This window comes from Duodenibacillus massiliensis (genome assembly GCF_928721995.1).
GTDB lineage: Bacteria > Pseudomonadota > Gammaproteobacteria > Burkholderiales > Burkholderiaceae_F > Duodenibacillus > Duodenibacillus massiliensis.
Genome location: NZ_OV788642.1, coordinates 2,192,585 through 2,211,065, shown reverse-complemented (window position 1 = coordinate 2,211,065; position 18,481 = coordinate 2,192,585). Strand labels below are relative to the sequence as shown.

The window sequence follows — 18,481 nt, the reverse complement described above, 5'->3', positions numbered from 1 at the left end:
ATTTTAAGCCGCAAAGCGCGTCAACGCCTGAGATTTTGTCGGTATCAGCCGCAAAAAGTGCCCAACATCAGCCGATTGGATGACACGAAAAGCGATTCTGCCCATAGATTTTTAACTTCAGGTGTTAGAGGACGCGAAAATCCGGGGCGCCGCGACCTAAAATAAGCGCAACTTTTATTTGAATGCGCCTCCTTACGCCATTTCCCTTTTTCCCCTGCGGTCTGACGCGCATTCCGCACACAAAAACTTATGTCCGACCTTGCCGCTCAGATTACTTCTTTGATGGCCTTAGGGCCTTTTGCAGCCGTTGCCGCCGCAACGGGGTTTACCTTTTCCATGACCGCGCTCGGCGCGTCGTTCGTGTACTTTATCCGCGACACGCACAATCAGTTCATGCAGAGTCTCACATTGGGCTTTGCCGCAGGCGTGATGATTGCCGCGAGTATCTGGTCACTGTTAATTCCCGCGATTGACGCGGCGGAAGCCAGAGGCGACATCGGCTGGATTCCGGCGGCCGGGGGCTTTGTGCTCGGGGTGGCGTTTCTGGCGCTTTTAGATAAGCTCCTGCCGCACCAGCACGCTGACAGCAATACGCCGGAAGGCCCCGTGTGTGACCTCGACAAAACAACACTGCTCGTCTTTGCCGTGACGCTGCACAATATTCCGGAAGGCATGAGCGTGGGGCTTACCTTTGCCGCTGCGGCGTTAACGGGCGACCCCCTCGCCTACTCCGCGGCTGCGGCGCTTGCCATCGGTATCGGAATTCAGAATATCCCGGAAGGCACAGCCGTGGCCCTCCCCTTAAAGGGCTGCGGGTTTTCCGCCAACAAATCGTTTGCCGTGGGGGCACTTTCGGGCATCGTGGAACCCGTTTTCGGGATTCTCACGGTCGCGATCGTTCCCTTTGTGAGTCCCTATCTTCCCTGGCTTTTGGCGTTTGCCGCGGGCGCGATGCTTTACGTCGTCGTGGAAGAACTCATCCCGGCCGCGCACCTTAACTCCCATTCGGACACCGGGACCCTTGCGGTGATGACGGGCTTCTTACTCATGATGATTCTTGATACGTCGCTCGGCTAAAGTCCGGTTAACAATTGGCAAAACAACCGCCGGCGGTGCCCTGCTCGGGCCTGCCGGCGATTTTTTAAAATATCGGATTGTTTTTCAATCTTTTGCACGAAGCCCGTCATGCAGTTTCTCATTGTTGACGACCACACCCTGATTGTTTCCGCTTTAAAGGCACTTCTTACCGCCAAATTTCCGGACGCCGTGATTCACACGGGGTCTACGGCTGATGAAGCCCGGGAACTTGCGCGCACCTACGGCGCCGACACCGACCTCATGATTCTGGACCTCAACCTCCCCGGAGCTCAGTCGACCACCGGGTTACTTGAGGAACTCGTTGCCGCGGAAAACGCAATGAAGATTCTGGTGCTCTCGGGAATCGTTGATCAGCAAAATATCCTTAAGGTCCTGCAGCTCGGGGCCGCGGGCTTTGTACCGAAGTCACTGGACGCCGCGATGCTCACGGCCGCCATTGACTTTGTACTGAAAGGCGGAGTCTTTATTCCGACGAAACTTTTGTCTGACAGCCAGAAGGCCGGGCTTTTAACGCAGGGAAACACCGATACCGCCGAAGCTCCGAAAGAGACCGTGCATCTCACCGCACGCCAAAAGGACGTGCTTGCGACGCTTGCGCGCGGGCTGCCGATCAAACGCATCTGCCGGGAACTGAACCTTTCCGAAGGGACTGTGAAGACGCACGTTGCGGCGATCTACCGCGCCTTTGGCGCCACCAACCGTACCGAGGCATTGATTGCTGCGCGGCGCGCGGGATTTCAGATTGACCTCTGATACGTTTTACCGGTAAAGACACTGAGGGCCGAAAAGTTCGGCCCTTTTTAGCAACAAACGTTGCGCTTTGGCAACGGAAAAGCCAAAGTTCGAATTAAGGAAAGACAAAAAAGAAGCACTGAGCCGACTCAGGGGTGCACACCCTTGAAGCGCGTTTTCCGGCATCTACTCTTCTCCGCGCAACTGCCCCTTCCTTTCAAGCGAATGCGCCGCATAGCCGTAAAGCCAAACACCCAAAAACGTCGCAAGCCCGCCCCACATCATCGCCTGCTCGCCGCAGGCGTATAGCGCGTAGAGGGAATAAACGGACGCAAAGGTCGCAACCATGGTCGTGCGTTTGGCGGTTTTGGTGTCCACAGCGCGTTCGTTTGTTGAGGCGCGGTGCATGATGACGTTCACGGCCGCAAAGGCAAGAAGGTACGGCACGAGGTTTGTGACGACCGCGAGGTCTTTGAGAATATAAAACTGCTGCTCAAGCCGGGGGTCAATCGAAAGCAGTGCCGCCGCGGACTGCAGTATCAGAATGATGAAAATCCCCTTCATCGGGACGTTAAGGCGCGTGACCTGTCCGAAAATCTTCGGAAAATACCCTTCATGCGCGGAGACGCGAAAGACCTCCGAAATCGTAAACTGCCAGCTCACAAGGCACCCGATGCACCCGAGGCACATCAGAGCCATCACGACTTTTCCAACCTCAGGCGAAAAAAGCGTGGCAAACACAAGCCCAAACGGGGCCGTTGAGCGCGAGAGAACGGAATTGTCGACAATCCCGAAACTGATGTTGTTCGCGAGCACATAAACAATGCCGGCACCAAGGGTTGCAAGAACCATAGCCCGCGGCACGCTTTTTTCGGGGTTTTCCACGGCTTCGCTGTTTGCGCACGCGGTCTCCAACCCCAAAAAGCCCCAAAGCGTCATGGAGATCCCTGCGGAGATCCCGTCAAAAAGACTCATGTTCTGGGGATTCCATCCGGCGACGTACCGATCCACCGAAAACCCGCTCCAGCCCATGACGATCAAAATGAGAATCGGAATGAGGATCCCGTAGCTTGAAAGATGTGCGAGCGACCCGATAAAGCGCGCTCCCCCGATGTTTGGAAGACTGCACATCCAGATCACAAAGATGCTCGCCAGGCCCACTTCCAAAGGAGTGAGTTGCACATCAAACAAAACCACCGCATACCCCACGATGCTGATCGCGATCGTGAGGTTTGCGATCACCAGAGACAGCCCGTAGCTGAAATTGGCAATGAAGCTACCCGACTTACCGAAGGCGTAGGCGGCGTAACCGCCAAGGCCCCCGGTCTTGCGGCTGAACATCCCACACTTGGCAAAAACATAGGCAATCGTTGTGGCGCCCGTGATAGTGACGACCCAGGAGAGAATCGATAAGGTTCCGACTTCCGCAAGTTTCGTGGGCATCAGGATGATGGAGGAGCCGAGCATATTGAGCATCACGGCCATCGTAAGTTGCAGGCAGCTCATCTTGGGCTTGGTCACAGCGCGCGTTGTCATTGTCTTGCCAGTATCTTTCGCAAAGTGAGTTCAAAAGGAAATGCGGCAGAGAAAGCGCCCTGCCGGTTTGATGCGGAGCCTACACGAAGTTAAGCAAAATGCCCAAGGTGTTAACCCGCAAGGTTTCTGCCGCACACTAACTGTCGGATTTGCACCACAAAAGGCCCGCAAAAACAGAAATTTCAGCGTTCGGCTACGGCGCGCCTTAAGGCCGAGGCCAGAGACTCAGCGGTCGCGGGTTTCTGCAGGATGACGGGCATCGCCTGCCCGGCGTTGTCGGGATTCAGACACAGCTGCCGGTAGGCCGCCCGGATTTCGTCTTCGTTTACGGCCGTTAAAAGCACACAGGGAATCTTGCGGCCAGAGGCTTTCCGTACCGTAAAGATGGCTTCCAGGCCCGTAGGCTTGCCGCTTCCCAGGTTGTAGTCCGAAATAAAGGCAGACAAGGTTCCGTTTGTGGCCCGGTCAATCACGTCACTCATAAAGGCGTCATCGGGTTCGCCCGAAGCCACCACATCCGCGCCCCAGCTTTTCATCATGAGAACCACCGCATCGCGCACGATCGCGTTATCTTCAAGAAGCGCAATCGAGCCCCGGATATCCAGGCCCGAAGCGATCGGAAGGCCGTTACCCGCGGCCTTTACGGTGCTCTCCGTTTCCACAAAGTTCAGATGAAACACAGAACCTTTCCCGACGCGGGAGGCCACACTCACAGGGATTGAAAGCCGCTGCGCAAGGCCACGGACAATGGAAAGTCCCAGACCGAACCCCTCTTCCATGCCTTCACTGGATTTACCGCGGTAAAAGGCGTCAAAGATTTTTTCGCGGTCCGCGGCTTCAATCCCGGGCCCCTGATCGTAAACACCGATCTGGATTTTCCCTTGGGGGCGGCGCCTTGCACCAAGCACAATCTTGGAGCCGGGCTTTGTGCTGTACCTCAAAGCATTACTGATGAGGTTTCGGAGAATCCGGGATAAAAGGAGCGGGTCGGTTGAAATCATCGCGTCCACGGGCCGGATCTGAAAGAGAAAACCTTTGGCGGCCGCAACCGGCGCAAACTCACGGCTTAACTCGTTAAAGAGGTCCGCAATCCGGATGTTTTCAAACTTGACTTCGATGTTGCCGGTTTCGATGCGGCTGACTTCCAAAAGCTGCTCCACAAGCATCGAAATCGTCTGCGCGGTCTTACTTAACTGCTCCACCGCTTCTTTGTCCGAGCCGGTCGCGCGCGCCTGCAGAATCTGCAGATAAATCCCCATCGCCTGCAGGGGCTGCCGCAGGTCATGGTTCGCGCCCGCGAAAAACCGTGCCCGGCGTTCACTTGCCAGGGCCGTCGCCCGGCGCTCACTTTCCGCGAGCGACTTTTCGGCTCTGAGTTTTTCCACGAGCCGGGCGTTTTGCGCCTCGCGGATAACGCCGCGGGCCACAATGTCGTTAAAGTGCCGCCCGCAATAGAGCACGCACACCGCGACCACCACAAGAATGAGGCTCACGGCGGCCTCCCCCACGCCGTAGGCCGCGGCAAGCACCAAGAGGACCGGGCTCAAAGACACCACGGTAAAGACAGTGAGCCCGGGCAACCAGCAGGAAAACGCGGGCCAGGAGGCAAAAACGACCGCAATGATGATGCAGACCAAAATCATCTGATCAAGCATCTCATGAGCCATGAGCTGAAACACAAAGCCCGCCGCGCCCCACAAAAGGCCGCTTGCGCCGCAGAGCACCATCCAGCGGCTTATCCACTGACGGACGTTAGTCTGCCGGGCGTCGTCCCTGGCAAAGCGGCGCTTAAAGTCGGTCCAGTACCAAAGCACCGCAACCACCGCGGCCGCCCAGACAAAAAGCACGGGCTTAAAAGCGACCGACCAGAAGTAAAGAAGAATCGCAACAGCGGCCACCGCCTGGGTGGCAATCACCACGGGCTGCAGCCTCAGAGACTGACTGATCTGCTCCACGAGCATGTGCGCCGACACCGGGGTCTGGCTCAGGCGCATGAACGACCGCAGTTTTTCCAGGATCACGCTCGTTTTCACAGCCGGTACTCCACAAAAAGTTCTAATGCCACCAAAGGTCTGCCGGGGGCGCTTCCCTCCAGGGAAGGCTTGCAGGTGACGCGCACCCGTATGCAGTCACGGTGAGGTTACTGCCGTCAGAAGCCACATCAGACTCTACCCCGAAGGGCAGCGTCAGGGTATCGGCAAGATGGCCGAAGCGAAGCCCTGAGGCGACGGGAATTTTGGCTTCACGGCGAATCCACGCGAGGGCGTCACTTAGGGAAAAGCGCCCGGCGCCCTCACCCGCCGTTTTATCGGCCCCGGTCATGCTGCCCACGATAAGCGCCCTCTGGCGCGTGAGCACTCCCGCCTGGATTAACTGCAGCAGCATCCGTTCAATGCGCCAGGCCGGTTCCGCGACGTCTTCCACGTACAAAATGCCGCCGTCAATCTTAGGAAACCAGGGGGTACCCACGAGGCTTGTCAAAATCGCGAGGTTTCCGCCCCAGAAAATGCCGCCCGCGTTAAACGCCTCGCCCGTCACAGAGGCCTTGAGGTGAAAGGTTTCACTCATCAAGGCCGCTTCAAAGGCGGCGTCTCTTGCGGGGTTTACGAGCCTGAAGGCTCGTGCGACTGGCCCCTGCCAGGAGGCTTTGCCCGTTACCGCGTAAAGCGCGCAATTGACGGCCGTTGTGTCGCTCAAACCCACAAACGCGGCGCAGCTCGCGCCCGCTCTCTCCCAGTCAACTTTTGGAAGGAGCCTTGCCGTCCCGTAGCCGCCCCGAAGACACAAAATGACGTCTGCGTCCACTTCGTCAAAGGCTTCCTGCAGGCCCGCGGCCCGCGCAGCGTCACTTCCTGCAAAGCGGTGATCCATGAGGCGGACGTTGGCGGTTTCTTTGACGCGCCAGCCGCGGCGCCGAAATTGAGCCTCACAAGCGTCAACCGAGGCCGTATCGTAAGCCGCAAAGTCCTCACCCAGCGTGGGCACCCGTGCGGGCGCGGTGATCACAAGAAGCGGATCGCGTACGGTTTTGACTTCCTCAGTCATCGGGCCTTCTCCTTTCTGCGTCCGGCAAAAAAGTCCTGCAGGAGTTTGACGGCCGCTTCTTTTTCCACGCCGCAGGTACAGAGGGGCCTGTGGTTCATGCGGCAGGCCTCAATCACGTTCGTGGTGCTTTTAAGCGCCCCGCATTTAGCGTCGTCTGCCCCCCAGACGATGCGCTTAACACGCGCAAGGGCCGCCGCGGCCGCACACATAGGGCAGGGTTCAAGGGTCACGTAAAGAACCGCCCCGGTCAAACGTTCACTGCCGAGCATCCGGCCTGCCTGCCGCAGTACCAGCACTTCGGCATGCGCCGTTGCGTCTTTCATTTCTCTCACGCGGTTGCCGGCCCTCGCGATGATGCTTCCCTCATGCACAAGGACCGCCCCCACGGGAACTTCCCCGCGGTCGGCCGCCGCGCGGGCTTCTGCTAAAGCTTCCGCCATACACCGCGCGTCAAATGCGGCGTCAACGGCCGGCGCCTGCGGGGCGTTGACGGCCTTGTTTTTCGCCTGCAGCGTTGCGCGGCGCGCGGCGCGCTCGAGGGCGCGCTTTTGACGAAGCTCAGAAACAGCTGCTTCAAAGCCGGCAAAGGAATCCTTGTCCGAAAAAAGGCGGGGAAGAAGAATACGCACCGTGGTGCCGTCAATGGTGACGGCTCCGCAAGCCCTTAAAAAATCCGTGATATCGGGGTTTTGGGCGGCAAGCCACCTGCCGTCACGTTTGAGGAAACTGCGGATGCGGCGCAGGAAATTGGTGAGCCCTGCGGTGTCATCCCCAGCGTTGGCGCCCGCCGCGATGAGGACATCACGCAGCAGGCGTGCCTCTTCGGGGAAGCGCGTGAGGCCCGCGGGCGTAATGCTGCGTTTTAAGGACATCCGCTCCCAAAGGAGCGCCGCATCCGTAATGACCTTTGCCTCAGCCGCGTCCATACAGCCTTTCCTACTTCACGGCCTGACCGGCCTTCACTTCAGCGGGCTTTACGACCGGCTGACTCTCAACATTGGCAGCCGGGGTGAGCGCCACCGCGCCCGAGAGCTTCACTTCGCTCTTGGCGTACGGGATTTCGATGTTTTCTGCAGAAAAGCGCCGCAGCACCTCACGGAAAATCGCGGATTTCAGGGACCCTACGCCGGCCTCGGGGTCGCGCACCCAGAAGACGCCCTTAAGCATAATTTCACTGTCGCCAAAACCGCTGATCACCACCCTGGGGGCAGGCGTCTGCATCACGCGGGGCTGTGACTTCATGATGTCAAGGAGGATCTCGAGCGCACGGTCAACGTTGGCTTCATAAGCGATACCCACTTCGACGCTTCCGGTTGCCGCACGGTCGCTGCCGGAGAAGTTCTTCACCGAACTTGTCACAAACATTTCGTTCGGGACCACGAGCTCTTCGCCGCTTAAGTTACGGACCACCGAATAACGGGTGTTGATCTTGGTGACCACCCCCTGAAATGCGCCGACTTCAACGAGGTCTCCGATACGAACAGAGCGGTCGAGCAGAATAATGAACCCCGAGACGTAGTTCGAAGCAATCTTCTGCAGCCCGAAGCCTAAGCCAACGCCGATCGCGCCGCCAAAGACCGAGAGGATTGTGAGGTCCACGCCCGCAAAGGAAAGCGATATGAGAACGGCTAAGGTTAAAAGCCCCACACGGCACACGCGGGAGATGACGACCCGGAGGTTTACCTCGATGTCGCCGTTAACCATAATCCGGCGTTCAATGAGGCCCGCAATCCAATTGGCAACCACCAGCGCCAAGGCAACGGTCAAGACGCCGACCATCGCCGACCAAAGCGAGAGTGAGCCCGAACCGATCGGAATCGCCACTTCGTGCATGGCGTCAACGACGTTACCCAAAATCCCCGCAATCTGTAAAACAGCGAGCACCCAGAAGACAATCTTGACGCCCTTTTCAATCGCCCCGTTTTCAAACTTGGGACCGATCATGACGCGCAGCACCTGCAGGATGATGATAATGAGAGCCCAGGCGTAAAAGACGGAATACGCCACCCGAGCAAAAACCGGTTCACCGCCCGCGGCAAGCATGCCCGTTTTCTGCAGGATGTTCACACAAAGCGACAGCACCAGGGCCGCTGCGAGCGAAAACGCCACACCCGAACAAATCCCGAAGAAAAAATCCAAGGGGCGGTTAAATTTTTCGCTGATTCTGTTTTTACTGCGCCAGTAGGCGTGCTTTTTGCCGACAAAAGCGGAGACCCCCGCCGCAATGAAAACGGCGAGCGCGACGGCGGCAAACTGTATCCAGAAGTGCTCTGACATAAGCTGCGGCAGGACCCGGCCTGCGATGTCCCGGAGAAATTCCGGAATGAAATTTAATGTTGATTCAGTTGTAGGCATGACGGTGGGGACCGTGAAAAAAACAACAGTTAATCATGAGGCGGCCGGGACCATCGGCCCCGCTTTTTTACGACTTCAGAGTGCGGCGGTTAAAAGAGCCTCCACGTCTTCCGTCGTTAAAACCTTAAAGTGCCCCAGCGGCCCTTTTTTCGTCGCAAGCGCCGCGATTTCCTTCACCGGCACCGGTTTGTCGGTGAGCTCAGAAAGACGTGTGGGAAGTTCCATCTTCTGCAGGAAAACCGTGAATTTGGCGATACCAAGGGCAATCACTTCTTCGGCACTGCCCTCTTTTTCCACGCCCATCACGTTGCGGGCAAATTGAACAAAACGCGCTTCGTTGGCATGCGCCACATAGCGCATCCAGCTCGGAATAATTGCCGCGAGCCCAAAGCCGTGCGTGATCGTGGTGTCCCACCCAGACAAAGCATGTTCCATGCCGTGGCAGGCCCAGTCTTCTTCAAACCCGAGACCGAAGTAGCCGTTGTGCGCAAAGGTGCCCGCAAGCCCCACCTGACTCCAGGCATCGTAGTCGCGGACGTTTTCCATCACTTTAAGGCCGTTTGCCATAATCGTTTTCAAAGCGGCTTCGGCCTGGCCGCTTGTGTAGTCCACGGCCGGGGTGTTTGTGAAGTAGCGCTCCATGATGTGGCTCATCATGTCAATGACGCCCGCCGCAACCTGCTTTTTCGGGAGCGTAAAAAAGAGCTCCGGATTGATTGCCGCCACTTTGGGGCGGATCACGCCGTTACCCATCCCGAACTTTTCGTTACCTTGGGTGATGACGCAGCGGATTGACGATTCGCTTCCGGCGGCCGGAATCGTGAGGACCGCCCCCACCGGAAGGCACGTTTCAGGCACCACTTTCCCGGTAAAGAAGTCCCAGCCGTCCCCGGCGTAAGGCACGGAAGCGGCCACAGCCTTGGCGGTATCGATCACGCTGCCGCCGCCCACAGCGATGATGAGGTTCACATTTTCCGCACGGGCAAAGGCCGTGACTTCACGCACAAAATCCATTTCAGGGTTGGGCTTGACGCCGCCCTTTACGACCACCGCAAGGCCCGCGGCTTCGCAGCCCGCGACAACGTCGTCCAAAACGCCGCTTCGCTTGGCCGATCCGCCCCCGTAAATCACCAGGGCTTTTTTGCCGTCTTTGGCCCAGGGGAGCATGCGCATCCCGATTTCCTTATGCGCACCGCGCCCGAAAACAAGTTCCGTCGGATTACAGTAAACGAAGTTCTGCATGACGCACGACTCTCCCAAAAATCAAAGACTCACCACGGCGCTTTTCTGTGCCGTGCCGCGCGCAAGATTCACGCGCGATAAAACCAAAAGACCGGCAACGAAAAAAAGGCCGGTAACCAAAATCGCAAGGCGCTGGTTGTTGCCGCTCATCCAGCTCACAGCCCCGTAGGTTAAGGGGCCCACTGCAGCCGAAAGCCAAAGCGCCATATTCCAGAGGCCGTAAAACTCCGCAAGGCGCTTTTCAGGGGCCAAAAGCCCCACCATCGCGCGGCCTGCGGACTGACTTGACCCCATCGCAAGGCCCGCGAGGTTGGCGCTCACCCAAAAAAGAGCTTCGCCCTGCGCGGCAGCAGCTGTTGCGACCATCGCAATCCACAAAAGAAGCGTGAGCGCAAGGGCCCGTTTGTGCCCCAATTTATCCTGCACGTACCCAAAACAAAAGGCACCGACCGCCGCCGTAATATTGACGGCAAGCACCATGATAAGCGTTTTGGTGACGGTAAAACCCATGACGGCCGAGGCGTACACGGCCGCAAGCGCAATCACGGTCGCAATGCCGCACTGATATAAAAACCCGCAGCAGGTAAGCCACGCAAAATCGCGGTACGCGGGGATAAGTTCAAGCGTCCCCCGCATTTCCTTAAAGGACGCCAAAACCGTTGCGGCAAAGCTTTCCGTGACCGCGCCGGCGCTGCTGCGCTCCTTCACCCACAGGAAAAAAGGCAGCGCCGTCACGGCAAAAACAACCGCCACCACAAGGCTTACCGCCGGGACGCTTTCAGTCTGCGGTATATCAAAGGCCCCCGCAATCTGAAGCACAATCAGACAAAGCGCCAATGTCACAAGGCCCCCGCCGTAGCCCAAACTCCAGCCCCAACCCGACACGCGCCCGAGGGACTCGGGTTTGGCAAGTTCCGGCAAAAACGCCGAATTCATGGATTCCCCGACGCTGAAACCGATGTTGCTCACAATCACAAGAAGCGCCGCGATGGCCACCGTTCCCGGGCCCGTAAACGTCAAAAGGGCCGTGGCCGCAATGCAGCAAAGCGTTGCGATAAAGCACCAGCGCTTTTTCTCAGCACGGATGTCGGCTGCCCGCGAAAAGGCGGGCATCAGAATGAGGCAGAGGATGTTGGATGCCGCCACCACCGCGGTCCACAAAAAGGTCGCCCAGTCGGCACTACCGCAGATGACGCTCACAAAATAGGTATTGAAAACGGCTGTGAGAATGACGGTGCTGTAGCCGGAATTGGCCGCATCAAAAAGCGCCCACCCCCAGACTTCTCGCACACGTACGCCCGTCTTTAAAGCCGCCGGATCAAAAAGCGCCATGATTAATGCAGCAACACTTCGGCGGGCGCCCCGGTAAGAAGCCTCGCCCAGAAGTTGATGAGGCGCGCAGCCTGCGGAGAGTTTTCGACACCGTCCATGTTGACCCCGGACCGGGAGAGGTCGTTCAAAATCCGGTAGAGGTCGGCCAGAAACACCGCGGCCGCCGCAAAAACGACTTCTTCGTTGTCTTCGGGCACCGCCCCGGCGGTTTCTCTGAGCTCATCGGAAATCATGTCCCGCAGAAAGACCGCAAGGCCCCGCGGATTCCAGTCTTCGCCCGAAGCGTAATGGGGGTTTCCGCCCGAAAACGTGGTGCCGAGCCAGTCCACGAGGCGGTTGTCCGCCTCATCGATTTCCTGGGGACTCATGTCGCCCGCGGCCGCCGAAACCGCGCGCCGCACGGTGTTGCGAACCGCCTGAAAAAGAAGGTCACCCACGACTTCAATGGAAACAAGGCTCGGCAATTGCGCCGCGCGGCTTGAAAAGTCATGGCAGCCGCACCCCGGAGAGCACCGTCTTGAAGGACAGGACATGGCTTACCTCCTACACCGACGCGATCGACGGGGTAAAGAGTTTGGCCCAGTCGCTGCAGAAATCATGCACGCGCCGTCCGCTCATTTCAGCGTCTTCCACAGACGCCTCGTTTTCCCGGGCAATGAGTTCGGAAACGGCTTTTTGCAGCTGCAGTACGGCAAAAAAGACGCAGGCCTCATCGTCCTTTTCAAAAATCGCGCGGTGCTCGGGATCAAGCGCCGCGATCTCATCGGCAAAGTGTGTGCGGAGAAACTTCCCGAGTCCCCCGTCACTCCACCCGGGCACGGGCTTAAAGTGCTCCGGCAGCGCGCCGCAGAGAATCCCCGTGAGGTTGCCGGCGAGTTCAGAGTCGGCCTTGGCGCAGTCCTGGGCCGTCACCTTTTCCTGCATCAGGGCATCCAACTGCTCCACGTGGTGTTCCACACAGGAAAACACCAGCGCATAAACAACGCGTTCGTCTGCGAGATCCTGAACCGCTCCTGCGGTCTGGTTTGCTTCACCCATGACACTTTTGCCCGTAAAAATTTGTTATTTCGCGATTTTAGCGGCTTGCGAAGCAGGCGACTTCGAGCCTTGAACAATTTTGAGAGCCCCCGTAATGAGCGTTGCCATATCGCCCATATTGGCGGGCACAACAAGGGTGTTGCCTTTTTGGGCAATGCCGGAGAAGGCTTCGACGTACTTTTCGGCAATCTGCAGGTTCACGGCGTTCATGCCGCCCGGGGCGTTTGTGGCTTCTGCAACGCGCTTTAAGGCTTCGGCGGTCGCCGTGGCTATCGCAAGCGTTGCCGCCGCCTCACCTTCTGCCTTATTGATCTGCGCCTGCTTTTCACCCTCAGACTTCGCAATCGCCGCTTCCTTTTCACCGGTTGCGATATTGATCTGCTCGAGTTTGCGGCCTTCAGAGGCAGCAACCACCGCGCGCTTTTCGCGCTCTGCCGTAATCTGCTGCTGCATGGCCTGCAGAATCACCGCCGGGGGCGTCAAATCCTTAATTTCATAACGCAGGACTTTGACACCCCAATTAAGCGCCGCTTCGTCAATCGCGGTCACCACGGACTTATTGATGAGGTCACGCTCTTCAAAGGTCTTATCGAGTTCCATGCGGCCCACGACGCTGCGCAACGTGGTCTGTGCGAGCTGCGTAATAGCAATGATGTAGTTACTCGTCCCGTAACTTGCCCTCTGAGGGTCTGTGACCTGGAAAAAGAGCACACCGTCGACAGTGAGCTGCGTGTTGTCTTTGGTGATACAGACCTGGCTCGGGGTGTCCAGGGGCACTTCCTTGAGGCTGTGCTTATAGGCCACGCGGTCAATAAAGGGGATGATGATATTGAGCCCCGGGTTTAACACGGCATGAAATTTTCCCAGACGCTCCACCACCCAGGCGTTTTGCTGCGGCACGACCTTAATGCACTGCGTCACGAAAATGACGGCAATCGCCGTAAGCACCACGGCAAAAATCAGAAATTCGCTGATGATCATTTAAAAACTCTCGTTTAGGCAATCGGTTCAACAACAAGTGCGGCACCGTCCACACGCACGATGCGCGCAGAGCCCGCGGTGAGCGGGCTGCCGTCCGCGGTTTTTGCGCGCCAGGACGCACCCCGGTACATGACTTCGGCCGTGCCGTCGGCAGAAACCTTTGTGACGGTGACGATATGACCGGCATCGGGGTGGCTCACGGCGTCATCTTTTTCCGGGTGCTTTGCCTTAAAGCCAAACACCATAAGGCACCCTGCCACGGCGCACACCGATGCGGCAGCGCACTGCCAGGCAAGACTTAAATCCGCCCAGTAGACAACGGCCCCGGCAAGGCACCCCAGGCCGATCATCAAAAGGTAAAACGTGCCTGCCACCATGTCGATCCCGCCCAGAATGAGCGCGGCAACGAGCCAGCAAAGTCCGGCAGAAATCTGCATACTCACACTCCTTTGTGTGGTTCGATGCAGATCAGGCTAGCACACAAAGGAATAAAAACCGCGGTTTTTCGCGGCTTGTTACCGGTTTTTTACGGGCGCGTGTTGCCCGGACGATTCGCTGCGGCTCACTCGTCTTCGGTTTTGGGCGCGTAGTGCGCGTAGATCGCACCCGCAAGTCTTTCGGCCGCCGCTTCCTTATCGTTAAAGACCCCGGTGATGCCGGTCTTTTCAAGCTGCAAGGCTTCGTCATTGTTCCGGGCACGCACCATCACTTCGATGTCGGGATTCAGGGCTTTGGCATTTTCAATGATTTTTGTGACCGACAAGGGGTCGCCTGCCGCGAGAACCAAAAGTCGTGCCGAAGCAATATGCGCCTGCACGAGCACCATGGGGTCTGCGGGATCGCCCTGAATCACGGCCCTTTTAGCTTCTCTTAAGCGCTCGGCCGCTTCAGGCGTTGCCACAACGCACACGACCGGAATGTTCTTTTCCGACAGTTTCTTTTCAAGAACCCCTGAAACCATCCCTTCGCCCACGAGAATCACCTGGCCCGCAAGCAACCGCCTCGGGGTTTCCTGCGGCAGTACCGAGAGTTTGTCAACGACCATCGCGGCGCGCCTCGCCCACGCAAAGTGCCGGATGAGAAACCTCCGGCCCCACTTGGTGGAAGCAAAGACCGCGGGGTTAAGCGCAATCGACAAAATGGAGGCTGCCACGAGCAGGCTCATCACGGAAGGATCCATAAGCTTTAACGCGATCGCCTGGCTTGCGAGAATAAAGCTGAATTCCCCGATCTGCGCCAGTGCTGCCCCGACTGATAGCGTCGTGTGCAGGGGGTAGCCCATAAAGTGCACGAGAAGAAATACCGCGACCGACTTACCGAACAGAATGATCGCGAGAACCGTGAGCACGCCCAAGGGGTCGTTGACGAGCACGCGCCAGTCGAGCATCATCCCGACGCCCACGAAAAAGAGCACGGAAAACGCGTCCTGCAGGGGGAGCGACTCCACGGCCGCTCGGTGCGCAAAACGGCTTTCGCGCATCACCATGCCGGCAAAAAAGGCGCCGAGCGCAAAACTCACGTGAAAAACCAGAGACGCCCCGTAGGCTATGCCGATTGCGGCGGCCAGCAGCGAGAGCGTAAAAAGTTCGCGCGACCCGGTTTTGGCAATCTTCATGAGTGCCCACGGAATAAAGCGCCGGCCCACGATCATCATCACCGCCACAAAGGCTGCGACCTGCGCAAACGTTTTGACGATCACCCAGGCAACGTCAAGCCAGGAAACCGCCTTTTCGCTGCCCGCGACAAGGCCCGCGGCGGCGGGCAGCAGCACGAGAATTAAAACGCAGATGATGTCTTCGACAACGAGCCACCCGACGGAAATTCGGCCGTCAACGGTGTTTAACGTCCCCTCCATTTCCAGAGCCTTTAAAAGCACTACGGTTGAAGCGCAGGAAAGGCACAGGCCGAAAACCACGGCCGATGATATGGGCCACTGCCAGAATTCGTGCGCCATCCAGGCCCCGAGAACCGTAGCGGAGGCCATCTGAAGGAGAGCCCCGGGAACGGCGAGTTTTTTAACGCGCAAAAGGTCTGTGACGGAAAAGTGCAGCCCCACTCCGAACATCAGGAGCATGACGCCCACTTCCATCAATTGCGAGGCAACATTCATGTCCGCCACCGGCCCCCAGGTGTGTTTTCCGGCCATGATGCCCGCAACGAGGTAGCCTACGAGCGCCGGAAAGCGGCAGCGCTCTGCAATGTAACCGAAACCGATAGCCAGTCCGAACGCAATCGCAAGCGTCGAGATCAGAGGCAGCGAGTGATCCATACAAACGTCAATTCCGAAAAAGCATGGTGGGGAAATGGGATTTTTGTGTTCCGGCACAGTGCTGAACACGTCTAAAAATTGTATAAAAATCACGCGCAAAAAAGCCCGTGCGCACGAAATATTTTTCGTGCAGTCACGGGCTCTCCAGCACTGCACTCTTCTCTTACGAGCGATTTTTTACCGGTCTTACCTCGATGAACCCCACCTACTTAACCCGGTATCTGAGAAAAATGACAGAAGCCGTCAGGCACTGAAAGCTTAATCCGCTGCCGGCGCATGCCCCGCTAGCCTGAATTTTGCATGAGCGCTGAAAAAACAGCGCCCTTTCCATGACTTAAATTTTGATTTTAATAAAGAAAAAGGTCTTTTTGTTAATATTTTTCTACCACAAAAAACAAAACAAAAGACCTTTCCGTGCATTTTACTCGAACAGCAACAACTGATGGGTTCGGCCGCAGCGTGCAGATCACCAACGGGCGGTTTGTCGCCACCATGATGACGGGCTTGCTGCCCGTCGCCGATATGGTCTCCCGGATTCAGTTTTTGGCCCCCTTTGAGCAGGCGTTGGAGCAGACACACAAGCCGAAAGACCGCAGTCTGTATTCCGCCGGAGCCATGTTTCGGCAGCGTGTTTTCGCACATATCTGCGGATTTGAGGATTTGGCTGACCACGACGTCATCACAGAAGACGAAGACTTTCTTTCCGCACTCGGGGTTAATGATGCTGCAGGCAGCTCAACCCTCTGCAGATTTGAAAACTCAATAACCCGACACGATCTTGATCGCCTCAACTGCTGTTTTTGGGACGCACTGCTTCGGGCCAACCGAAAGCATCGCATCTTTCCCAGGGCCGGGGCCAGGAAGACTCCGGTACTCACCACGACCGGCATGGCTCACCGCACCATCGGTGAACTCGTTAATTACAAAGCTAAGTCCTGGAAGCAGGAACGTCGGCTCATCGCCCGACGACAGCATGACGCTCGTACCAACCAAATGGATCTGCGCCTGATTCAGACCAACATCAAACATGTCAAAAAGGGGGAAGACGGCTGGTACGGAAAGTATTCCGAGTACGGCGCTGCCAAGCTGTATGAAGACCTTTACTGCGGTCGGGCGGCTGACTGCGAACTCAATACCGCAGAATTTAAAACGGATTGCTTTGGCGGCAGAGCAAGTTCAACGCGCTTCTGCACCAACGGCTACCGCATGATATTGGGCATGGTGACATTGCTGGTGCTCAAGTTGGCCCGGCACTATCTCTTTGGTGTTGTGAAGGAAAGCGCGAAAAAAGCTGTACGCGTTTCCATTGCCCGGCTCAGAGCCACTGTCATCCTGGTGACTGCTAAATGGAGCTCAACGATGAATACCGTCCGACTGACGCTGCCCTCTGTTTTGCCGGGAGCCCGCGAGCTGGGAGCGCTTTTCAAGATACCGATACTCTGACGCCTGAGCGTCCCCGACTCACAGAGCGTGCCATCGGGGGTTGGGGGCAATGCACCCAAAATCGAGCCCCGCGTGAATTTTTGCCATGATGCCCCCAGAATTTTCTCGATTTCTGATCTTGCACCAGCCTGCCTTTCTGAAAAATCAAGCTGGTGCAAAATTCAGGCTAGGGTCTGCTCTCACGAAATCAAGCCAAAGAGCAGAGTTGAAATGACTGGTTACAAATTGATTTTTTCAACGGTTGTATGCTCTCTAAACTTCAGTTCCCCAAAAAAAACTATCGCCTTTATACATCGGTCGCCTACGCAGATATCTGTTGTGTTCACGACAGAACTAGCTGATTTCAGCAGTTTTTGTCCGTCACGTCATCCGTCGATTTTCCACTTTAAGACTAATAGATTCCATAGCAGTATGCGTGCTTTGGATTGTTGTTCAATAAGGTATCAATGAAAAATTCGACTTGACTTAATATGCCAGTGCTATAAAGGATATGCAAGGATAGTAGCTTATATGTACCCCCCCCCGCCACTCACCTACGCAACACATACAAGGTATCAGCTCACAAACACTTTCGGCTGAACAGACTCGCCGCACTCATTCTTAGTGTTTTCAGCTGTTCTACCTATGCTATTGACATCACCCGCGAACTTGTTGATCCTGGCGAATATTCCGACGTTAACATCAACATTACGTCTGCATCAGACATTGATGCCATCAGGCCTCTCAAGAACAGCGCCAACCCAAATCACAGTCAGTCTGTAATCCTGAACGGGAAAACCGATATCAAAGCAGACGGCAACGCCATCATTGGCATGAGAATTGTTGACCAAGGTAGTGGCTCGAACAACTATCAAATATCCTTGATTGCGAACGACGACGTTACGATGAATCTCAAAGGTCGAAGCAATGTGTATGGGATGTTAAACGGCGCTAACTACGGGTTCGGTAGTCCTGACTCGACCTACAGTCAAGGCAAAATAGAAATTAACGGCGCTTTAAATTTGACCGGTCTATGGGTGTGTGTAGATTTTTGTGTCCAAGGTGGTTTTCAAGGGGGTAGCCAATCACGACTGTCCTTCGTGTATAGGGGGTTAAAAATCACTGACCAGAGGCTGAGGGAGACCCTCTGCCGTCGCCAAAAATACGCCAAGCGCCACGCGGAGGGTTCCATCATACCTTGCATCATTCCATCGCGTTGGCAAAGCACTCACCGAAGAGTAGAGCAAGCTGCGGCATGGCTGATGACTACCTGTTGCTGGCACGCGGCATGGGCAAGTCCTTCAAGTACACCAACAAGACCAATGACGTCCTCTGGATGAACCGTGGCATGAATAATCAACTGATTCGGATAAGCGGTATAACGTCGATATTGGAAAAGAGAATTAATCTTATATTACTTCGCTGAATTAA

The 18,481-nt window shown here is 56.6% G+C and carries 16 protein-coding genes; 4 read left to right on the top strand and 12 right to left on the bottom strand.

The features are described 5' to 3' along the window. Positions 1 to 249 precede the first annotated feature (249 nt). Together NXF97_RS10140 and NXF97_RS10135 are read left to right on the top strand one after the other, a co-directional pair. Positions 250 to 1,077, top strand: coding sequence for a ZIP family metal transporter (locus NXF97_RS10140; protein WP_274955896.1), 828 nt, complete (start codon positions 250 to 252; stop codon positions 1,075 to 1,077). A gap of 108 nt (positions 1,078 to 1,185) precedes the next feature. Further along, positions 1,186 to 1,851 carry a response regulator transcription factor gene (locus NXF97_RS10135; protein ID WP_022373141.1) on the top strand — a complete coding sequence of 222 codons (666 nt, stop codon included), beginning with the start codon at positions 1,186 to 1,188 and terminating at the stop codon, positions 1,849 to 1,851. A 165-nt stretch (positions 1,852 to 2,016) separates the two neighbouring features. Here NXF97_RS10135 and potE read toward each other — a convergent pair whose 3' ends face one another. The 12 genes from potE to NXF97_RS10075 form a co-directional block, all read right to left on the bottom strand. After that, entirely contained in the window at positions 2,017 to 3,366 is a 1,350-nt protein-coding gene (potE, locus tag NXF97_RS10130; RefSeq protein WP_084765631.1) for a putrescine-ornithine antiporter, read from the bottom strand. Positions 3,367 to 3,548: 182 nt separating this feature from the next. Beyond that, positions 3,549 to 5,399 (bottom strand): ATP-binding response regulator, encoded by a 1,851-nt coding sequence (locus NXF97_RS10125; protein WP_022373143.1) that lies wholly within the window; start codon positions 5,397 to 5,399, stop codon positions 3,549 to 3,551. A gap of 22 nt (positions 5,400 to 5,421) precedes the next feature. After that, a complete protein-coding gene (locus NXF97_RS10120; RefSeq protein WP_274955895.1) occupies positions 5,422 to 6,411 on the bottom strand; it encodes a S66 peptidase family protein in 990 nt (329 codons plus the stop codon). Next, positions 6,408 to 7,337 carry a nucleoside deaminase gene (locus NXF97_RS10115; protein ID WP_274955894.1) on the bottom strand — a complete coding sequence of 310 codons (930 nt, stop codon included), beginning with the start codon at positions 7,335 to 7,337 and terminating at the stop codon, positions 6,408 to 6,410. The genes NXF97_RS10120 and NXF97_RS10115 overlap by 4 nt, the downstream gene beginning before the upstream one ends. Positions 7,338 to 7,347: 10 nt before the next feature. Beyond that, a complete protein-coding gene (locus NXF97_RS10110) occupies positions 7,348 to 8,766 on the bottom strand; it encodes a mechanosensitive ion channel family protein (protein ID WP_274955893.1) in 1,419 nt (472 codons plus the stop codon). Positions 8,767 to 8,841: 75 nt separating this feature from the next. Beyond that, the gene (locus NXF97_RS10105) at positions 8,842 to 10,008 is read right to left on the bottom strand and encodes an iron-containing alcohol dehydrogenase (protein ID WP_274955892.1); all 1,167 of its coding nucleotides are present in this window, start codon (positions 10,006 to 10,008) and stop codon (positions 8,842 to 8,844) included. A gap of 21 nt (positions 10,009 to 10,029) precedes the next feature. Next, complete coding sequence (locus NXF97_RS10100) at positions 10,030 to 11,340, bottom strand: MFS transporter (protein WP_274955891.1); 1,311 nt, start codon at positions 11,338 to 11,340, stop codon at positions 10,030 to 10,032. Between the two features lie 2 nt (positions 11,341 to 11,342). Beyond that, a complete protein-coding gene (locus NXF97_RS10095) occupies positions 11,343 to 11,873 on the bottom strand; it encodes a hypothetical protein (RefSeq protein ID WP_274955890.1) in 531 nt (176 codons plus the stop codon). 10 nt (positions 11,874 to 11,883) lie between these two features. Beyond that, the gene (locus tag NXF97_RS10090) at positions 11,884 to 12,378 is read right to left on the bottom strand and encodes a hypothetical protein (protein WP_074008980.1); all 495 of its coding nucleotides are present in this window, start codon (positions 12,376 to 12,378) and stop codon (positions 11,884 to 11,886) included. Between the two features lie 24 nt (positions 12,379 to 12,402). Continuing rightward, a complete protein-coding gene (locus NXF97_RS10085) occupies positions 12,403 to 13,359 on the bottom strand; it encodes an SPFH domain-containing protein (protein ID WP_274955889.1) in 957 nt (318 codons plus the stop codon). A 14-nt stretch (positions 13,360 to 13,373) separates the two neighbouring features. Next, entirely contained in the window at positions 13,374 to 13,796 is a 423-nt protein-coding gene (locus NXF97_RS10080) for an NfeD family protein (RefSeq protein ID WP_022373152.1), read from the bottom strand. A 125-nt stretch (positions 13,797 to 13,921) separates the two neighbouring features. Then, positions 13,922 to 15,628, bottom strand: coding sequence for a cation:proton antiporter (locus NXF97_RS10075; protein ID WP_274955888.1), 1,707 nt, complete (start codon positions 15,626 to 15,628; stop codon positions 13,922 to 13,924). Positions 15,629 to 16,087: 459 nt separating this feature from the next. Between NXF97_RS10075 and NXF97_RS10070 the strand changes: the two genes are divergently transcribed. Both NXF97_RS10070 and NXF97_RS10065 read left to right on the top strand, forming a co-directional pair. Next, entirely contained in the window at positions 16,088 to 17,071 is a 984-nt protein-coding gene (locus tag NXF97_RS10070; RefSeq protein WP_274955887.1) for a transposase, read from the top strand. A 1,234-nt stretch (positions 17,072 to 18,305) separates the two neighbouring features. Continuing rightward, positions 18,306 to 18,476 (top strand): hypothetical protein, encoded by a 171-nt coding sequence (locus tag NXF97_RS10065; protein WP_274955886.1) that lies wholly within the window; start codon positions 18,306 to 18,308, stop codon positions 18,474 to 18,476. Positions 18,477 to 18,481: the final 5 nt, after the last annotated feature.

What these genes read in the sequence shown, in the direction of transcription:
- NXF97_RS10120 (WP_274955895.1), bottom strand. Translation starts at nt 6,411, where the DNA reads ATGACTGAGGAAGTCAAAACCGTACGCGATCCGCTTCTTGTGATCACC.
- potE (WP_084765631.1), bottom strand. Translation starts at nt 3,366, where the DNA reads ATGACAACGCGCGCTGTGACCAAGCCCAAGATGAGCTGCCTGCAACTT.
- NXF97_RS10135 (WP_022373141.1), top strand. Translation starts at nt 1,186, where the DNA reads ATGCAGTTTCTCATTGTTGACGACCACACCCTGATTGTTTCCGCTTTA.
- NXF97_RS10065 (WP_274955886.1), top strand. Translation starts at nt 18,306, where the DNA reads ATGGCTGATGACTACCTGTTGCTGGCACGCGGCATGGGCAAGTCCTTC.
- NXF97_RS10105 (WP_274955892.1), bottom strand. Translation starts at nt 10,008, where the DNA reads ATGCAGAACTTCGTTTACTGTAATCCGACGGAACTTGTTTTCGGGCGC.
- NXF97_RS10115 (WP_274955894.1), bottom strand. Translation starts at nt 7,337, where the DNA reads ATGGACGCGGCTGAGGCAAAGGTCATTACGGATGCGGCGCTCCTTTGG.
- NXF97_RS10090 (WP_074008980.1), bottom strand. Translation starts at nt 12,378, where the DNA reads ATGGGTGAAGCAAACCAGACCGCAGGAGCGGTTCAGGATCTCGCAGAC.
- NXF97_RS10095 (WP_274955890.1), bottom strand. Translation starts at nt 11,873, where the DNA reads ATGTCCTGTCCTTCAAGACGGTGCTCTCCGGGGTGCGGCTGCCATGAC.
- NXF97_RS10080 (WP_022373152.1), bottom strand. Translation starts at nt 13,796, where the DNA reads ATGCAGATTTCTGCCGGACTTTGCTGGCTCGTTGCCGCGCTCATTCTG.
- NXF97_RS10085 (WP_274955889.1), bottom strand. Translation starts at nt 13,359, where the DNA reads ATGATCATCAGCGAATTTCTGATTTTTGCCGTGGTGCTTACGGCGATT.
- NXF97_RS10100 (WP_274955891.1), bottom strand. Translation starts at nt 11,340, where the DNA reads ATGGCGCTTTTTGATCCGGCGGCTTTAAAGACGGGCGTACGTGTGCGA.
- NXF97_RS10075 (WP_274955888.1), bottom strand. Translation starts at nt 15,628, where the DNA reads ATGGATCACTCGCTGCCTCTGATCTCGACGCTTGCGATTGCGTTCGGA.
- NXF97_RS10140 (WP_274955896.1), top strand. Translation starts at nt 250, where the DNA reads ATGTCCGACCTTGCCGCTCAGATTACTTCTTTGATGGCCTTAGGGCCT.
- NXF97_RS10110 (WP_274955893.1), bottom strand. Translation starts at nt 8,766, where the DNA reads ATGCCTACAACTGAATCAACATTAAATTTCATTCCGGAATTTCTCCGG.